We start from the raw sequence: 15,908 nt of genomic DNA, 5'->3' as shown, positions 1-15,908 counted from the left end.
CCTCTTAAATCAATGAAGGTCTGATTTCGACATTCACACCTTTTGGCGCATGTACAGCCACTTGTACATCAGCGTGTTGAATCGTAATCCAACCAAGGCCTGAAATTACTAAGTCCGTCTTTGCGTCCTTAATCGAAAATTCATGACGTACAAGTGACGGCAACTTTTCAAGTGATGCAGGTCCCGGCGGAGATAGCATGTCACCGAGATGGTTTTTGTACAACTCATCGGCATTTTCCAACTTCGTCCGGTGAACTGGCAAACCATTTGCTGCATAAATGTTGAAAGATGAGCGACCACCTTGAATGAAGTCAAAACGTGCAAGTCCGCCAATGAATAATGTCTGTTCAGCATTCAGCTGATAGACTTTCGGCTTCAGTTCTTTCTTCGGTGTAATCAACTTCAAATCATGTGGATCCAAGTGATGAGCCATTTGATGATCGTTGATAATCCCTGGTGTATCCATCAGCATTTTTCCGTCATCCAATGGAATTTCCACTACATCAAGAGTTGTTCCCGGGAAATAAGACGTCGTAATTACATCTTCCATTCCTGTGGCATCTTTGATGATACGGTTAATGAACGTAGATTTCCCTACATTCGTACAGCCAACTACATAGACATCTTTACCCTTACGATATTTCTCAATCGCGTCGAGTGCTTCACTCATGCCGTTGCCTTTTACAGCTGACACAAGCAATACGTCAATTGGTTTCAGACCTAGCTTTGCAGCTTCTGTCTTCATCCAATTTTTCACACGTTGCGGATTAATCGCTTTCGGAAGGATATCTGCCTTGTTGCCAATTAATAATATATCTTTCTTGCCTACAAAGCGATGCAAGCCATTGATCCAACTACCGTTGAAATCAAAGATATCCACCACTTTCACGATCAGGCCTTGTTTTTCACCGATTCCGTTTAAAATCGCTAGAAAGTCATCTCCTGATAGGGATACTGGCTGTAATTCATTATAGTTTCGTAATTTAAAACAACGTTGACATATGACATCTTCTTTTTCTAATGAAGCTGGTGGCGCATAGCCTTCCATTGTTTTATCCGTCGTTTGGATCGTGATTCCGCATCCAATACACTTGATCAATTCCAAATTTAGTCCTCCCACGTAAGTAATCCTTTTCTTTTAAACCTTGCCATAATCCGTCGTTCAATCGCACGGTTGAACTTCGTAATCGTCGCATCGGAACTTGCCACAGGGACGACTAAAATCGTCTGCAGTCCCACTCGATTCGCACCCAAGACATCCGTTAACAATTGATCGCCAATCATGACGACTTCTTTTTTTGGCAAACCTAACGTAGCAAGTGCCTGATGAAATGATTTTTTCATCGGCTTACGGGCTTCGCAAATATACGGAATGCCTAGTGGATCACAAAAGTGACTGACGCGCTCAATATGGTTATTGGAAACAACTGTAATTTGCAAACCAGCATCGCGCATAGATTTGAACCACGCCATAATATCTTGCGTAGCATCCGCACGATCCCATTCAACAAGTGTGTTATCTAAATCTGTAATGATGCCCTTAAAACCATTCTCAAGAAGGTCTTCCGGTTTAATCAACAAAACGGATTTTACATAAGCACTTGGTAAAAAATGATTTAACACATTATCCTCTCCGCCCTACAACAAATTCTTGTCTGATTATAACATAGTTGTGCGGCATGCACGCACAACTATGTCTGATTTTATCGCTTTTCTTATCAGTGATAGACCTTCCGCCGTTTGCATAGAGTAAACTACTAATAATCGGAGGTGGTCACATGAGCGGGTTTTTCCTGGCCGTCATGCAATTATGGTTAGAGATCCCCGCGCTAATCGGTTATATCAGAGGGCAAGCTTTCCTTCGTCCGTTGTCCAAAAAAGAAGAAGCAGAGTGCCTGAGACGATTAGCTGAAGGTGATGAAAGTGCACGTAATGAACTTATTGAACACAATATGCGTTTGGTCGCCCATATCGTCAAGAAGTTCCAGCCGAAGCACGAACTTCTTGATGATTATATTTCCATAGGAGCGATCGGTCTGATGAAAGCAGTCAACAGCTTTACGCCAGATCGAAAAACCAAGCTCGCAACGTACGCTGCACGCTGTATAGAAAATGAAATCCTTATGTATTTACGAACACAGAAAAAGGTGCAAAAAGATGTTTCCCTCTACGAACCAATCGGCATGGATAAAGATGGCCAATCCCTAGAAATCGCAGACCTCCTTCAAACAAACGACATACCTCCACAAACAACCGTAGAACAAAATGAACAAAAAGAGCGGCTCTACCGTCATTTGGATAAACTCGACTCACGCGAGTTGGAAATCATCCAAAGACGCTACGGCTTGCTGGATGATCAGCCGATGACACAAAAAGAAATTGCTGAGCAATTGAATATTTCTAGGAGTTATGTTTCACGTATCGAGAAACGAGCAATCGTCAAATTATATCAATCATTTAAGCATGAATATCAATAATGCAAAAAGCGTTTCCGATTGTGCAACAGAGGCCCACAGCCCCCGCACATCGGAAACGCTTTGTTTCTTTTCTCAGTCAGCTTTAACCTCGCGTAAAATAATTGCTGCCAATAATGCTGTGACGATAAATACTCCACCCATTAAGAATTCCATTAATTGTCCCTCCTCTCAACCAAACGAACTGCTAATCTGTCTACTTAGACATTTTATCATAGAACACTCAAAGTTTCGAGATGACACGCAAAACAATCTGTGACGAGTGTTTGGCAGCCAGCGGTAAAAATTCATCAAAACTGACTGTCGATTCTTTTCCGGCAATATCAGAAAGGGCGCGGATCACCACACATCGCGTGTTAAACTGATAACAGACTTGCGCAACAGCAGCAGCTTCCATTTCCACAGCAATTACACGCGGAAATCTATTTTTGACTTGTAGGACTTTTTCAGGGTCAGCCATGAAAATATCAGCTGAAGCGATGGTTCCTACCGCATGTTCATATGTATCTAACTCCATTACAGCTTCTTTAGCAAATTCTATTAGATTAGGATCTGAAGGAAAGCTTGCAGGAAGTTGCGGCACTTGACCTAGCTCATAGCCGAATGCAGTTACATCCACATCATGATGCAGGACATAATCAGATATTACAATCGTTCCCACTTCAAGTTCAGGGTTAGTTCCACCCGCAGAACCCGTATTCAACACGATATCAGGTTTAAAGTTCTGCAAAAGGATTGTTGTTGCCATGGCAGCGTTTACTTTTCCAATGCCACTCTTCGTCACAATCACTTGATGCTTGCCTACTTTGCCTTCAATAAATTCACAGTTTCCAATGGTTGTGATTTTCCCAAGTCCAATTTCTCTGCGAAGTATTTCGACTTCTTCCTCCATTGCACCAACGATTGCTACTTTCATTTATGTCCTCTCCTCTTTTCTACTTACTAGAATGTGCTGCACGATAGGCAGCACATCAGTAGTTCGATTCACTTATTTCAATACATCCATTCTTACAGGTTTCCAACCTTGGCCATCAACCCACTCAAGATATACTTTGTATTTTTTGGAATTGTCCTTACTTCTTACAATACCCTCTGATTTTTGAGGACTACCGCCATTTTGAATACGATCAAAATACAATTGATCTTCAGACAAACCGGTTGCATAGGATATGGCTTTCTTTTTTTCATACCAGTCATCGGACTGACCATCGTATTTCGAGACATGCTCGCCTGATTGTTTTGTTCCAATAGGTTTCCAGTCAGGATTTACAACCACTTTCTTGTTAGAATCCGATGAAGTTTCTTTCTTCGGTTTATCCTTTTTTGGTTCTTCTACTTTAGGGTCTTCTACCACTGGCGCTTCCGGTTCTTCAACTACTTCATTTATCACTTCGTTATTTTCTTCTTGGTCCTGAACTTCTGGTTCATCTGCATCTTCTGGCACATCATCTTCAGTTTCAGGCTTGTCCATCTCGTCCTCATCGTCTAAAACGATAGGTTCAATTGGAGCTGTGTCGGACTGAGTGGATTCCTTAGGCTTGTCGATTGCCACTTCTTTCTGATCGCCATCACCCGTGATGAAAATTACGGCAACAACTACAATAAGAAAAACTACTACACCAATTGAAATATTCAATGCTTTATTCACTTTGCTTGCTTTACTGCCTTGTTTTCTTGACGTTCTCGAATATTTTGGATCTTGATCTGCCATTTCAGACATCTCCTTTACTATGAAATGGAAAGCGTATACCGCGGTTGGAATGAAAATTAGCAATACCGTCTTCTGCTAGCGAGAAGACGGTACGTGTATCACTTTATCTCAAGTATCTCTACTGACATTTCACCGCCGGGAGTCTGGATTTTTACTTTATCATCTTTTTTTCGACCAATTAATGCTTTCGCAATTGGCGAATCGTTTGAGATCATACCTTCTAACGGATTAGCTTCTGCAGAACCAACAATCGTATACGTCTCTTTTTCACCATCAGGAATTTCTTTAAATGTAACTGTTTTACCTAATTGTACTTCATCCGTATTCAATTCATCTTCAGTAATAATGACCGCATTACGAATCATTCCTTCAATAGAAGAAATCTTCCCTTCGACAAATGCCTGATCTTCTTTCGCTGAATCGTACTCGGAGTTTTCCGATAAATCACCGTAGCTACGCGCGATTTTGATGCGTTCTACTACTTCCACACGTTTCACCGTTTTCAAATACTCTAGTTCTTCTTCTAACTTTGCTTTTCCTGCAGCTGTCATTGGAAATTTCTTTTCTGAAACCATGTAATAACACTCCTCAAATGTCTGTTCATAAAAAATACTATGTCACACTAGCTTTAATTATGTGACATAGCAGAACTATTTTAGTTTTGACTACACTTTTTCCGTTCGCTATTCTGATTTGGACGAAAAAAAGTCCTTGCTCATCTTGCGTGCATCCTAGGTTTTTCTATACAAACTCTCGCAGATGCTGAATTAATTTAAAATTATGTCATCATCATATTATACTTCGTCAACAGAAGCAAGAATTGTTTTTATCTTCGTTACCATCAAATCGATTGCGACCGCGTTTTCTCCGCCTTCGGGAATGATTATATCAGCATACTTTTTTGTAGGTTCGATAAATTGATTATGCATCGGACGCACAACCTTTACATATTGCTCGACGACAGAATCTACCGTACGTCCACGGTCATGAATATCCCGTAAAATCCGACGAATAATGCGAATATCAGAGTCCGTATCAACAAACAGCTTGATATCCATAAGATCTCGCAATCGTTCATCTTCCAATACTAAGATCCCTTCAAGGATGATGACGTCTTGTGAATCTACAGGTATTTTTTCAGCTGAACGTGTATGCAATGTGTAATCATAAGTGGGCTTTTCGATTGCCTGTCTATTGATCAGCTGATGGATATGTTGAATCAGTAGGTCGGTATCGAACGCTAAAGGATGATCATAATTCGTTGCTAATCTTTCCTCAAATACTAGATGTGATTGGTCTTTATAATAATCATCTTGTTCAATGACGACGACTGAATGACCTTGGAATACTTCATGTATCTTTTTTGTGACACTTGTCTTACCGGAGCCAGAACCGCCGGTAATACCAATTACGACAGGTTTTTTCTTCACAGTGATTCCCCTTTTGCGATCTACTGTTTATTATTTTTTTACAGCTAGTAAAATGCCGTCACCTATTGGTACTAGAGATGTGTCATAGTGATCGTTTTGCATCGCCCAGCTCGTGAATTGTTGCAAATTTCGTATCATCGTGCGGTTGCGTTTCGGTATGTCTGCATCTTCCAACAGCACCATACCATGCATGAACATATTATCACAATAGATTACACCTGCAGGACCGACCAGCGGGCTATATTTGTCGAAAAACTTTCGATATTGTCCTTTTGCTGCGTCAATGAACAGCGCATCAAAAGGCTCTTGTGGTAACTTCGTTTCATCTAACTCGAGTGCGTCATCATGAATGATGATAATACGCTCTTGCAATCCACTGCGTACAATATACTCGACCGCTTTCTCATACCGCTCTGTATCGCGCTCGACTGTATAAATGACGGCGTCAGGAAAAGCTTTCGCCAATCGAATAGCCGAATAGCCGATCGCGCTTCCAATTTCAAGAATACGTTTCGGCTGCTGTATTTGTAGCAGTCCGATTAACGTATACAAGCCCGTATCATCCATGATGGGCACACGACGCTCTGCGGCGTAGTGCTCCATCTCTAGGATAAGCGGCTCTTTTACTTCCGCAAAGCGGCTAATGTACGTGGTGTAGTCCGTCATATCTACTTCCCCTTTACGACGTGTTATTTATGTTGGCTGTCGATATACTTCGCTTTGTTTTTCAGATGATCTTCATAGGTTTTAGCAAAGTGATTAACGCCATCTTTATCTGCCAAGAAGAACAAGTATCCAGTCTTGGAGGGTTCGACAGTCGCCTGGAGAGAAGCAGTTCCGGCATTCGCGATGGGCCCTGGCGGTAATCCTTTATTTTTGTACGTATTATAGACATTATCCACTTTCAAATCTTCATTCATGACGCGGGCTTTATGTTCGCCTAACGCATATAAAACTGTTGGATCTGTCTGTAACGGCATTCCTTGTTCAATACGGTTATTGAAGACGCTTGCGATCGTTTCACGATCTGCTTGGCCTGTTGCTTCTTTTTCTAGCAAGGAAGCAAATGTCAGCATTTTATGAACTGAACGGTCTTTGCCTTCCTCGGCCCAGTATGCTTTATAAGGGGTGACGTTCTGTACAGTAGCATCCACCATCGTATCGACCACTTCTTTGACAGTAGGCTTTTCCTCAAAGAACGGATAAGTAGCTGGGAATAAATAACCTTCCAGTGCATAGCGTATATTTTCATTAAGAATTTCTTTTGTTATAACATCTGGATACTTGGCCATATATTCCTGAATGACTTGTTCATTCGTCACATATTCCATAAACTGCTCTTTGGTAATCGTGGTCTTTTTGCTTGTTCTTTCTGCAATCTGATCAATCGTTAACCCTTCTGGAATCGTTAGTGTAAATGCCGGTGTGCGATAGACTACACCTGTTTTCAGGCTCTTAATCAATTCATCTGGCGTCATGGACTGTGTTAATCCATACGTGCCAGCTTGGAAATCTGCTTCGTTGTTTACTTTTGCATAGTATTTGAAAATCCGCGCATTTTTGATAATACCCGACTCTTCTAGTTTTTCTGAAATCATATCCAAACCTGAACCGATCGGAATTTCTACTTCTACGACTTTTTCTGAATCCGGATCAACAGGCTCTAACGCACTTTTTATGTATGTATAGACCGAAAAACCTCCAACTATCCCTACAACCAATACAACTGCTACAATCCAAAGCACTATTTTTCTAACGGTTCTCACTTCTTCCTTCTGTTCTAACATACGTTCAAACATGACATCTTTTTTTCTTTGGGGCTCTTTTTCCACAAGCCTCACCTCTTCTTCCGCTATAGATAAATCCATTAAAAAAGACGGAACGGTCAGCACCATTCCGCCCGTCACATGATATTATCGCTTACTCGTCTTCTTCATCAAGGAATGTGTTCAGCACTTCTTCGATCATATCCCATTCTTCATCGGATTCAATTTCAAGAAGTGATCCGCCATCTTCTCCTTCTTCAGTCGGAATAAATGCGGATGCATGAATTTCAACTTCCTCGTCATCATCTGTCTCTTCGCCATCTAAAATATGGTAAAGCACATACGATCTTTCATATTCTTTTGAATCAAATGTTAAAATTACCTCACATACGTGCTCTTCGCCGTTCTCATCTACGATTGTCATTGTTTCTTGTCCGTGTTCCATTGTTTAATCACCTCTAGTTTTTTTGTGAATCCAAATACCCTTGTAAAATCATGACAGCTGCCATTTTATCGATGACCAATTTACGTTTTTTTCGGCTGACATCCGCATCAATCAAAACACGTTCAGCAGCCATAGTAGTTAATCGCTCATCCCATAAAACGACAGGTAAACCGAACTTCTCGCGTAACTTCTCAGCGTACTGTTCAGATGCTTCTCCACGGGGCCCTATTGTATTATTCATATTCTTAGGGTACCCGACGACAAACTCCGTCACTTCGTACTCTTCTGTCAATTGTTTGACTCGCTTCATCCCGAAAGAACCTACCGCTTCATCAATTTTGATGGTTTCGATTCCTTGGGCTGTCCAACCGAGACTATCGCTTATCGCAATACCAACGGTTTTCGTGCCAACGTCCAATCCCATAATTCTCATTCTGTTTTACCTCTGTTTTCTCGGATATAGAACTTAACTAATTCTTCTAGAATTTCGTCTCGTTCCAGTTTCCGAATCAAACTACGGGCGTCTTCGTGGCGTGGAATGTAGGCTGGATCTCCAGACAGTAAATAGCCAACCATCTGGTTAATTGGATTGTAACCTTTTTCTTCTAATGATTTGTAAACGTGGAGCATGACTGTTTTGACTTCTTCCTCCATCGATTCTTCAGGAAAGTTAAACTTCATCGTTTCATCGGACGAATTCATACTCGACACCCCGCTTTCCGATTTCCATTTATGTGTGTAACGATCTACCGTCATAATATACATAGTACATAGATTTGTGATTAAATCACCGCACGTATTCATTCTAGTTCAATCATCCGGGTAGGCAATTTAGCCACCCAAATGAAAATTAACTAGTAACATGTATCTACAATTTATGATGAATCGTTCTCTGAAATGGTTAAACAGATTTTACATAATCATACACGGATTGAAGCGCATCATCAAGTTTTGACGCATCTTTCGCCCCCGCCATCGCCATGTCTGGACGCCCGCCACCTTTTCCGTCACAAAGTGACGCCACATGGTTGACGATTTTACCCGCGTGGTAGTTGCCGCCTCGTAAATCATCGGTAACACCAGCCGCTAACATAACTTTTCCATCCGTTACTGTACCAAGTACAATGACGCCTTTGGAAGTTTTTTGTTTCATTTCGTCGATCAATTGACGTAAACCGTTATTGTCTTTCACTTCCACATTTGCAGAAATGACTGTGACGTCATCGATCTGCTGAGCCGTTTCCATGATACTGGCCAATTGGCTGTTGCCCATTTTCGCTTGCAATGATTCATTTTCACGTTGAAGTTCTTTAAAGTCAGCAAGAATCGATTCGACTTTTGTGACAACTGTTTTCGGAGTAGCTTTTGCAGTTGTTGCGACTTGATCAATGATTGCTTGGTCTTCTTTAAATGAACGGAATGCTTGTCCACCCGTGAAGGCTTCAATACGTCGTGTGCCCGCTCCAATACCGCTTTCAGAAACGATTTTGAATACGTTGATGTCGGACGTGTTGTTAACGTGACACCCTCCACAAAGCTCGACAGAGTAGTCTCCGACTTTAACAACGCGAACGATATCGCCGTATTTCTCGCCGAACAATGCCATCGCACCCATTTCTTTCGCCTCAGCAATTGGTGAAATGATCGTATGGACAGATGTACCTGCCCAAATTTGTTCATTGACTTGGAATTCGATGCGCTCGAGTTCTTCTTTTGTGACTTGTCCAAAATGGGAGAAGTCAAAGCGAAGGCGATCGGGACCAACATATGAACCTGCTTGATTGACATGTTCACCAAGAACATCTTTCAATGCGCGGTGCAATAAGTGTGTAGCCGTATGATTTTTGATCGTCAGCTTGCGTGAGAACTCGTCCACTTTCGCGCTAACTGATACGCCTTCATTCAATTCACCGGAACTGATGAAGACTGTGTGCAAGTTCTGTCCATTTGGCGCTTTTTTGACGTCGCGAACTTCCGCAGTGAACGACTCGTTTGTAATCATTCCTTTATCAGCTACTTGACCGCCACTTTCTGCATAGAACGGAGTCTGATCCAAAATAATTTGTACCGTTTCTCCTTCAGATGCATGTGCGATACGTTGACCGTCTTGAACCAGGACACTGACGATCGCAGTTGTTTCTAGTTGGCCATAGCCGATGAATTCACTCGCTTCATGAATTTCACCAAGAACGCCCGATTGAATATGCATAGAGTCTGAAGTCGCACGCGCAGCACGCGCACGGTTTCGTTGTGCAGCCATTTCTTCGTCAAATCCGATACGGTCGACTGCCACATCTTCTTCGAGGGCAAATTCCTCTGTTAGTTCAAACGGGAAGCCGTATGTGTCATAGAGTTTGAACGCATCACTGCCTGAAACAATTGGTAAGCCTGAAGCTTTAGCCTTTTCAATGATCGTCGTTAAGATCGCCATACCGTCATGCAATGTTTCGTGGAAACGATCCTCTTCGTTTTTCACGACTTTCATAATGAACGCTTGTTTATCGTGGACTTCGGGGTAGAAGTCTTTCATGATATCCCCAACAATAGGTACCAGCATGTACATAAATGGCTTGTCAATACCTAATTGTTTCGCGAATCGAACCGCTCTTCTTAATAGACGACGCAGAACATAGCCACGGCCTTCATTGGATGGAAGTGCTCCGTCGCCAATAGCGAATGCTACTGTGCGGATATGATCTGAAATGACTTTAAATGCCGTGTCTGCCTGAGTAGTTTCACCGTATTTTCTGCCTGAAACATTTTCAACTGCTTCAATGATCGGTAAGAACAAGTCTGTATCGAAGTTTGTTGGCACATCTTGGATAACGGATGCCATGCGCTCAAGACCCATTCCTGTATCGATGTTTTTCTTTGGTAACGGTGTGTACGTGTTATCAGGATTATGATTGAACTCAGAGAATACTAAGTTCCAGATTTCCAAATACCGTTCGTTTTCTCCACCTGGATATAATTCAGGATCGGAGAAATCGTCGCCATAACTCGGTCCGCGGTCGTAGAAGATTTCAGAGTTTGGACCACTTGGGCCTTCACCGATATCCCAGAAGTTGCCTTCGAGGCGAATGATGCGCTCAACCGGAATACCAATCTGATCTTTCCAGATAGCATACGCTTCTTCGTCTTCCGGATGGATAGTAACGGATAAGCGTTCGGGATCAAAACCGATCCATTGCTCATTTGTCAGGAAATCCCACGCACGAATAATTGCTTCTTCTTTGAAATAATCACCAATAGAAAAGTTGCCGAGCATTTCAAAGAACGTATGGTGACGTGCTGTATAGCCGACATTTTCAATATCGTTTGTGCGGATAGATTTTTGCGCATTAGCAATCCGCGGGTTTTCAGGAATCACTCGTCCATCAAAATACTTCTTCAATGTAGCGACTCCACTGTTAATCCATAATAGTGATGCATCATCAACTGGCACTAATGCTGCTGATGGTTCTACATTATGCCCGTGCTCTTTAAAATAGTCTAAAAACATTTGGCGAATTTCAGATGCCGTGAGTTTTCTCATCGTTTTACTCCTCCTAAAATTAAAAAAACTCCACCCCTTGTATAAAGGGGCGAAGGTTTCATTGATCGCGGTACCACCCTAATTACCGCATAACGCGGTATCTCGAGTTGCCTTAACGCGGCAAGACGGCAGGGATTAGCCTGCAACTTCGGAATAGCGTTCGCTGTAGATCTGAGGGAGCTTTTTCAGCCAAGAAGCTCTTTTCTATGACACAGAATAAACAGGTACTTGTTCCTTCAACGTTTTGATTATTTCTAAACGAATTATAGGAAAGTTCTCTCGCTTTGTCAATCCGTCACTTCAAGAAAGTCGAATGGTGACACATTGTTCATGCCCACGAGCGGGTCGATTCCAGTAAAATTGTCCATCGTTAACTTTGCCGGTGCCGTGTCTTGTGGTTCAACCGTCACTTTTGCGGGTGCTTCATCGACTGAGATGGGTTCCTTGTGATGTATTGCTAGATTTTCTTGCGTTTCCCCCGTAATGCGTTCTTTTAGCGTCGTCTGTCGTTCTGTTTCGTCAGTGCGCGCAATACCCGCCTTAAATTCTTCCGCTTCACCGCACAGTATTAAGAAGTTCTTAGCGCGCGTAATCCCAGTGTAAAGGAGATTACGTCGCAACATTTTCCGCTGACTTCTCACGATCGGCATGACCACAATCGGAAATTCACTGCCTTGGGATTTATGGATAGAACAACAATACGCAAGTGTCAGCTGATTCAAATCACTTCGCTCATACTGCACTTCATTGCCATCATAGGAAACCACCATGATCGCTTTTTTGTCAGTAGTTTCTTTCGCTAACATGATCGCAACGACTTCCCCCATATCCCCATTGAAGACATTACTTTCAGGTTGGTTGACGAGTTGTAGTACTTTATCTCCTATGCGATACGTCGTTTCACCGAAAACCATTTCTTTTCTACCCTCTGCAGGTGGATTCGTTACTTCTTGGATCATTTTATTCAAGCCATCTATACCTGCTGGACCTTTATACATCGGTGCCAGTACTTGGATGTCTTTAATGGAATGTCCTTTTGATGTCGCATTTTCAATGATTTGTTTGACCGCAGGCAGTATTTGATCACTTGATGCTTTGATAAATGAACGGTCCGATGTTTTCTTTGTGACATCCAGCGTCCATTCTTTGTGCTTGATCATATGTGCCATTTCGATAATTGTCGAGCCTTCACTTTGTCGAAAAACATCAGTCAGTTCAACAACCGGAATTCTCCCAGACTGCATGAAGTCATGCAACACTTGCCCAGGTCCAACGGAAGGTAGTTGGTCCTGGTCACCAACGAACAATAACTGCGCATCGTTGCGGACAGCTTTTAACAGCTGATGCATGAGCCAAGTATCCACCATGGATGTTTCATCAATGATGATGAGATTGCCATCCACTTCTCGTTCAGTCTCTTCTTCAGCTTCCTGACCCGTAAAACCGAGTAGACGGTGGATCGTCATCGCAGGTAATCCGGTCGATTCAGACATACGTTTCGCAGCGCGTCCTGTAGGGGCTGCCAAAATGATTGGAAACGGTTCTTTTTTCCGTGCATACTCTTCGATGTCGAGTGAGAGACCATGCAGTTCTGCATAGGCCTCAACCAACCCTCTAATCACAGTGGTCTTCCCCGTCCCTGGGCCACCCGTTAACACGAGCAGTGAAGAATGAAGGGCGCGCTCGATGGCTTCGACTTGCGTTTCGGCATATTGCACTTCCAAACGTTCCTCAATTTCACCTATAGCTTTTCTAATTTCAGAAGCAGGAAATTGATCAGCAACTTCATTTTCAAGAATTTTATTTACTTTTGCTGCAATACCGATTTCCGAAAAATAAAGAGAGGGTAAATAAAGACGTTGCATTTCAGCAGACAGTGCACCTTCTTCGACGAGTTCAATCACTGCTTGGGTAATCGATTCGTACGAGATGATATGAGCCTGACTCGATTCAAGCAACAGCTTCGCTTGTGGCAAGATCGTCTCCGATTCTACGTAGACATGTCCTGCAGACTGTACTTCACTATGTACGCTGTAATAAACAGCTGCCTTAATACGCGCGGGATGATCCCCGACGAGCCCCAGTTGCTTTGCGAGATCGTCTGCTCGTTGAAAGCCGATTCCTTCGATCTCCTGAATTAAACGGTATGGATTTTCTGTCAGAATGGTGATCGCATCATCTTGATACGCTTGATATATACGCATGGCCACTTGTGGACCGAAGCCCCATTCATTGAGTTGCACCATTGTACGCTCAAGACCTAGATTTTCCTGCAACACCGAAACGAGCGTATCTTTCCGCTCGTCGCTCAAACGTGGGATTTGGTCAAGAACACTGCGGTCTTCAAGAATTTTCTGAATGACATTATTGCCGAGTGTTTTGACAATATCACTCGCCGTTTTCTTCCCAATTCCAGGAAATAAATCACCAGAAAGATAATGAATCAGACCCGCCTCCGTCGCAGGTAACTCTTTCGAAAACGTCTGCACATCAAACTGCTGTCCATGTACAGGATGGGTAACAAGTCGACCCGTAAATTTATAATCTTCTTCCGCAACTAAAGGAGGGAATGACCCTTTGATCACTATTTCACTGTCGCGGTAATCGGTATTGGTGGAAGTGACTTTCAACTTGACGATGGAAAATAGATTCGTCGTATTATGGAAAATTGTCACGACCGGCCTACCGATTAAATATGGTTCTGTTTCACTCATCGCTAGGTCTCCCTCCTTTTTCACCTAATGGATTACTCGCCCTGTTCGCCGAGCTTGATCATATCGAACAAATAACGCGCTTGTGTGTGCTCAGGTTCCGAAGTGAAGGCTTGCTCTAAGTGTGATAGCGCACTTGTTTTGTCTTCTGTGGAGACTGCATATAAAATACCCAAATTATAATGGCTATCCGCATGATCAGGAGCTACTGCCAAAATAGATTCGAATACCGGCTTAGCCTCTTTAAATAATTCAAGCTTAGCTAGTAAAATTCCGTAGGACAATGCCACTTCCTGATCATCCGGATTTAATTCAACAGCACGCTGCAAATATGGCAGTGCTAAACGGTCATTACCTGTTTGTTCAATGCTTTTACCGAGCATGAAATAGGCATCGGCAGAATCCAATCCTGTATTGATTGCTTTTTCATATAATTTTGCTGCTTCTTCAAAGCGCTCTTGATTGTAATACAGATTCGCCAGTCCATAAAAAGCGGTTCCTGCATTTTCATCAAGCGTCAACGCTTTTTGGAAAAATGGTTCCGCCTGTTCAGCATCTCCAAGAGACGCAAAAATGTTTCCAATATTGATATAGCCTGTAGGCTCTGCCGGATTTTCTTCTACTGCTTTCATGAAAAGCTCAATTGCTTTCTCATAATTGCCTTCTTGCATTTCTTTAATTGCATCTTGATGAATCGACATGCTGTTGCCTCCTTATCCTACGTACGTCAGTTTTTTACCGTCTTTATATACTTCATTGATCGTGCCGCCACCGAGGCACTCGTCACCGTCATACAGCACAACAGCTTGTCCTGGTGTGACTGCGCGAACAGGTTCATCGAAAGTGACGATCGCTTGATCACCCAATAATTGCACAGTTACTTTAGTATCCGGTTGGCGATAACGGAATTTAGCTGTACAAGTGAATGTTTCGGGTAATTCTTTCGGTGAACAAATATTCATGTCAGTCGCTTGCAAACTAGTTGAGAACAATGTGTCGTGATAGAAGCCTTGTTCAACTAGCAAGACGTTGCGCTCCAAGTCTTTACCGACCGCAAACCAAGGTTCTCCAGCTCCACCGATGCCTAGACCATGACGCTGGCCAATTGTGTGATACATGAGTCCGTCATGCTTACCCATCTTCACTCCAGCCATTGTCTGCATCTCACCTGGACGTGCAGGCAAGTACTCGCCAAGGAATTCCTTGAAATTGCGCTCGCCGATGAAACAGATCCCTGTTGAATCTTTTTTCTTTGCTGTTGCGAGTCCTGCTTGTTCGGCGATTTCACGGACTTCGCTTTTCTCCATATGACCTAGAGGAAACAGTACTTGCTGAAGTTGTTCTTGCGTTAATTGATTCAAGAAGTAGGTTTGATCTTTATTATTGTCTACACCACGGAGCATCGCTACACCGTTTTCGCGTTCTACGACTTGTGCATAATGTCCAGTCGCCAAATAATCGGCACCTAGACTTTTGGCGTGCTCGAGGAATGCCTTGAATTTGATTTCTTTATTACACATTACATCCGGATTCGGCGTACGGCCTTTTTTATATTCATCCAAGAAATACGTGAATACTTTATCCCAATATTGCTTTTCAAAATTAACAGAGTAATACGGAATGCCGATTTGATCACAGACACTGCGTACGTCTTCGAAATCTTCCGTCGCGGTACAATGTCCGGATTCATCCGTGTCATCCCAGTTTTTCATAAAGATTCCGATCACTTCATAGCCTTGCTGTTTTAATAGTAATGCCGCAACCGAAGAGTCCACTCCGCCTGACATTCCAATGACTACACGTGTATCGGCAGGTGCTTTTTTCGTTGTCATATTG

The 15,908-nt window shown here is 42.7% G+C and carries 15 protein-coding genes and 1 pseudogene; 1 reads left to right on the top strand and 15 read right to left on the bottom strand.

Features of this window, described 5'->3' with window-relative positions; translation table 11 throughout:
• Positions 1 to 4 precede the first annotated feature (4 nt).
• Both yqeH and CSV73_RS02075 read right to left on the bottom strand, forming a co-directional pair.
• Positions 5 to 1,105 carry a ribosome biogenesis GTPase YqeH gene (gene yqeH / locus CSV73_RS02080; RefSeq protein ID WP_199092907.1) on the bottom strand — a complete coding sequence of 367 codons (1,101 nt, stop codon included), beginning with the start codon at positions 1,103 to 1,105 and terminating at the stop codon, positions 5 to 7.
• 2 nt (positions 1,106 to 1,107) lie between these two features.
• A complete protein-coding gene (locus CSV73_RS02075; RefSeq protein WP_099626487.1) occupies positions 1,108 to 1,623 on the bottom strand; it encodes a YqeG family HAD IIIA-type phosphatase in 516 nt (171 codons plus the stop codon).
• A 155-nt stretch (positions 1,624 to 1,778) separates the two neighbouring features.
• Here CSV73_RS02075 and sigK point away from each other — a divergent pair, with 155 nt between their 5' ends.
• A complete protein-coding gene (sigK, locus tag CSV73_RS02070; RefSeq protein ID WP_085133471.1) occupies positions 1,779 to 2,477 on the top strand; it encodes an RNA polymerase sporulation sigma factor SigK in 699 nt (232 codons plus the stop codon).
• A 220-nt stretch (positions 2,478 to 2,697) separates the two neighbouring features.
• On the opposite strand, the gene mtnN is transcribed toward sigK, so the two are convergent.
• The 13 genes and pseudogenes from mtnN to mnmA form a co-directional block, all read right to left on the bottom strand.
• Entirely contained in the window at positions 2,698 to 3,390 is a 693-nt protein-coding gene (gene mtnN / locus CSV73_RS02065; protein WP_099626486.1) for a 5'-methylthioadenosine/S-adenosylhomocysteine nucleosidase, read from the bottom strand.
• Between the two features lie 72 nt (positions 3,391 to 3,462).
• Positions 3,463 to 4,185 carry a YrrS family protein gene (locus CSV73_RS02060; RefSeq protein ID WP_158232267.1) on the bottom strand — a complete coding sequence of 241 codons (723 nt, stop codon included), beginning with the start codon at positions 4,183 to 4,185 and terminating at the stop codon, positions 3,463 to 3,465.
• A 98-nt stretch (positions 4,186 to 4,283) separates the two neighbouring features.
• Complete coding sequence (greA, locus tag CSV73_RS02055) at positions 4,284 to 4,760, bottom strand: transcription elongation factor GreA (RefSeq protein ID WP_085133468.1); 477 nt, start codon at positions 4,758 to 4,760, stop codon at positions 4,284 to 4,286.
• A gap of 219 nt (positions 4,761 to 4,979) precedes the next feature.
• Positions 4,980 to 5,624, bottom strand: a pseudogene (gene udk / locus CSV73_RS02050) (uridine kinase); the annotation flags it as partial.
• Positions 5,625 to 5,645: 21 nt separating this feature from the next.
• Positions 5,646 to 6,281, bottom strand: a complete 636-nt coding sequence (locus CSV73_RS02045; protein WP_099626483.1) for an O-methyltransferase — start codon at positions 6,279 to 6,281, stop codon at positions 5,646 to 5,648.
• Positions 6,282 to 6,304: 23 nt separating this feature from the next.
• A complete protein-coding gene (gene mltG / locus CSV73_RS02040; protein WP_099626583.1) occupies positions 6,305 to 7,483 on the bottom strand; it encodes an endolytic transglycosylase MltG in 1,179 nt (392 codons plus the stop codon).
• A gap of 52 nt (positions 7,484 to 7,535) precedes the next feature.
• Positions 7,536 to 7,826, bottom strand: coding sequence for a DUF1292 domain-containing protein (locus tag CSV73_RS02035; protein WP_085133465.1), 291 nt, complete (start codon positions 7,824 to 7,826; stop codon positions 7,536 to 7,538).
• Between the two features lie 13 nt (positions 7,827 to 7,839).
• The gene (ruvX, locus tag CSV73_RS02030; RefSeq protein ID WP_085133464.1) at positions 7,840 to 8,259 is read right to left on the bottom strand and encodes a Holliday junction resolvase RuvX; all 420 of its coding nucleotides are present in this window, start codon (positions 8,257 to 8,259) and stop codon (positions 7,840 to 7,842) included.
• Positions 8,256 to 8,528: an IreB family regulatory phosphoprotein gene (locus CSV73_RS02025; protein ID WP_029054646.1), complete on the bottom strand. Its 273-nt coding sequence runs from the start codon at positions 8,526 to 8,528 to the stop codon at positions 8,256 to 8,258. The genes ruvX and CSV73_RS02025 overlap by 4 nt, the downstream gene beginning before the upstream one ends.
• A gap of 199 nt (positions 8,529 to 8,727) precedes the next feature.
• Positions 8,728 to 11,361, bottom strand: coding sequence for an alanine--tRNA ligase (gene alaS, locus CSV73_RS02020; protein ID WP_099626482.1), 2,634 nt, complete (start codon positions 11,359 to 11,361; stop codon positions 8,728 to 8,730).
• Between the two features lie 287 nt (positions 11,362 to 11,648).
• On the bottom strand, positions 11,649 to 14,075 hold the full coding sequence (gene recD2, locus CSV73_RS02015) for an SF1B family DNA helicase RecD2 (RefSeq protein ID WP_099626481.1): 2,427 nt from the start codon (positions 14,073 to 14,075) through the stop codon (positions 11,649 to 11,651).
• A gap of 32 nt (positions 14,076 to 14,107) precedes the next feature.
• A complete protein-coding gene (locus tag CSV73_RS02010) occupies positions 14,108 to 14,773 on the bottom strand; it encodes a tetratricopeptide repeat protein (RefSeq protein WP_099626480.1) in 666 nt (221 codons plus the stop codon).
• A 12-nt stretch (positions 14,774 to 14,785) separates the two neighbouring features.
• The gene (mnmA, locus tag CSV73_RS02005; RefSeq protein WP_099626479.1) at positions 14,786 to 15,904 is read right to left on the bottom strand and encodes a tRNA 2-thiouridine(34) synthase MnmA; all 1,119 of its coding nucleotides are present in this window, start codon (positions 15,902 to 15,904) and stop codon (positions 14,786 to 14,788) included.
• Positions 15,905 to 15,908 lie beyond the last annotated feature (4 nt).

This window comes from Sporosarcina sp. P1, from assembly GCF_002743155.1.
Classification (GTDB): domain Bacteria; phylum Bacillota; class Bacilli; order Bacillales_A; family Planococcaceae; genus Sporosarcina; species Sporosarcina ureae_B.
Note: the sequence above shows the minus strand (reverse complement) of the source record. Positions and strands in the feature narration are given on the sequence as shown.

Bases quoted from the DNA above. Each gene is read 5' to 3' on its own strand.
- recD2 (WP_099626481.1), bottom strand. From the start codon at position 14,075: ATGAGTGAAACAGAACCATATTTAATCGGTAGGCCGGTCGTGACAATT.
- mtnN (WP_099626486.1), bottom strand. From the start codon at position 3,390: ATGAAAGTAGCAATCGTTGGTGCAATGGAGGAAGAAGTCGAAATACTT.
- sigK (WP_085133471.1), top strand. From the start codon at position 1,779: ATGAGCGGGTTTTTCCTGGCCGTCATGCAATTATGGTTAGAGATCCCC.
- CSV73_RS02010 (WP_099626480.1), bottom strand. From the start codon at position 14,773: ATGTCGATTCATCAAGATGCAATTAAAGAAATGCAAGAAGGCAATTAT.
- CSV73_RS02045 (WP_099626483.1), bottom strand. From the start codon at position 6,281: ATGACGGACTACACCACGTACATTAGCCGCTTTGCGGAAGTAAAAGAG.
- alaS (WP_099626482.1), bottom strand. From the start codon at position 11,361: ATGAGAAAACTCACGGCATCTGAAATTCGCCAAATGTTTTTAGACTAT.
- CSV73_RS02035 (WP_085133465.1), bottom strand. From the start codon at position 7,826: ATGGAACACGGACAAGAAACAATGACAATCGTAGATGAGAACGGCGAA.
- greA (WP_085133468.1), bottom strand. From the start codon at position 4,760: ATGGTTTCAGAAAAGAAATTTCCAATGACAGCTGCAGGAAAAGCAAAG.
- CSV73_RS02060 (WP_158232267.1), bottom strand. From the start codon at position 4,185: ATGGCAGATCAAGATCCAAAATATTCGAGAACGTCAAGAAAACAAGGC.
- CSV73_RS02025 (WP_029054646.1), bottom strand. From the start codon at position 8,528: ATGAATTCGTCCGATGAAACGATGAAGTTTAACTTTCCTGAAGAATCG.
- mnmA (WP_099626479.1), bottom strand. From the start codon at position 15,904: ATGACAACGAAAAAAGCACCTGCCGATACACGTGTAGTCATTGGAATG.
- ruvX (WP_085133464.1), bottom strand. From the start codon at position 8,259: ATGAGAATTATGGGATTGGACGTTGGCACGAAAACCGTTGGTATTGCG.
- mltG (WP_099626583.1), bottom strand. From the start codon at position 7,483: ATGGATTTATCTATAGCGGAAGAAGAGGTGAGGCTTGTGGAAAAAGAG.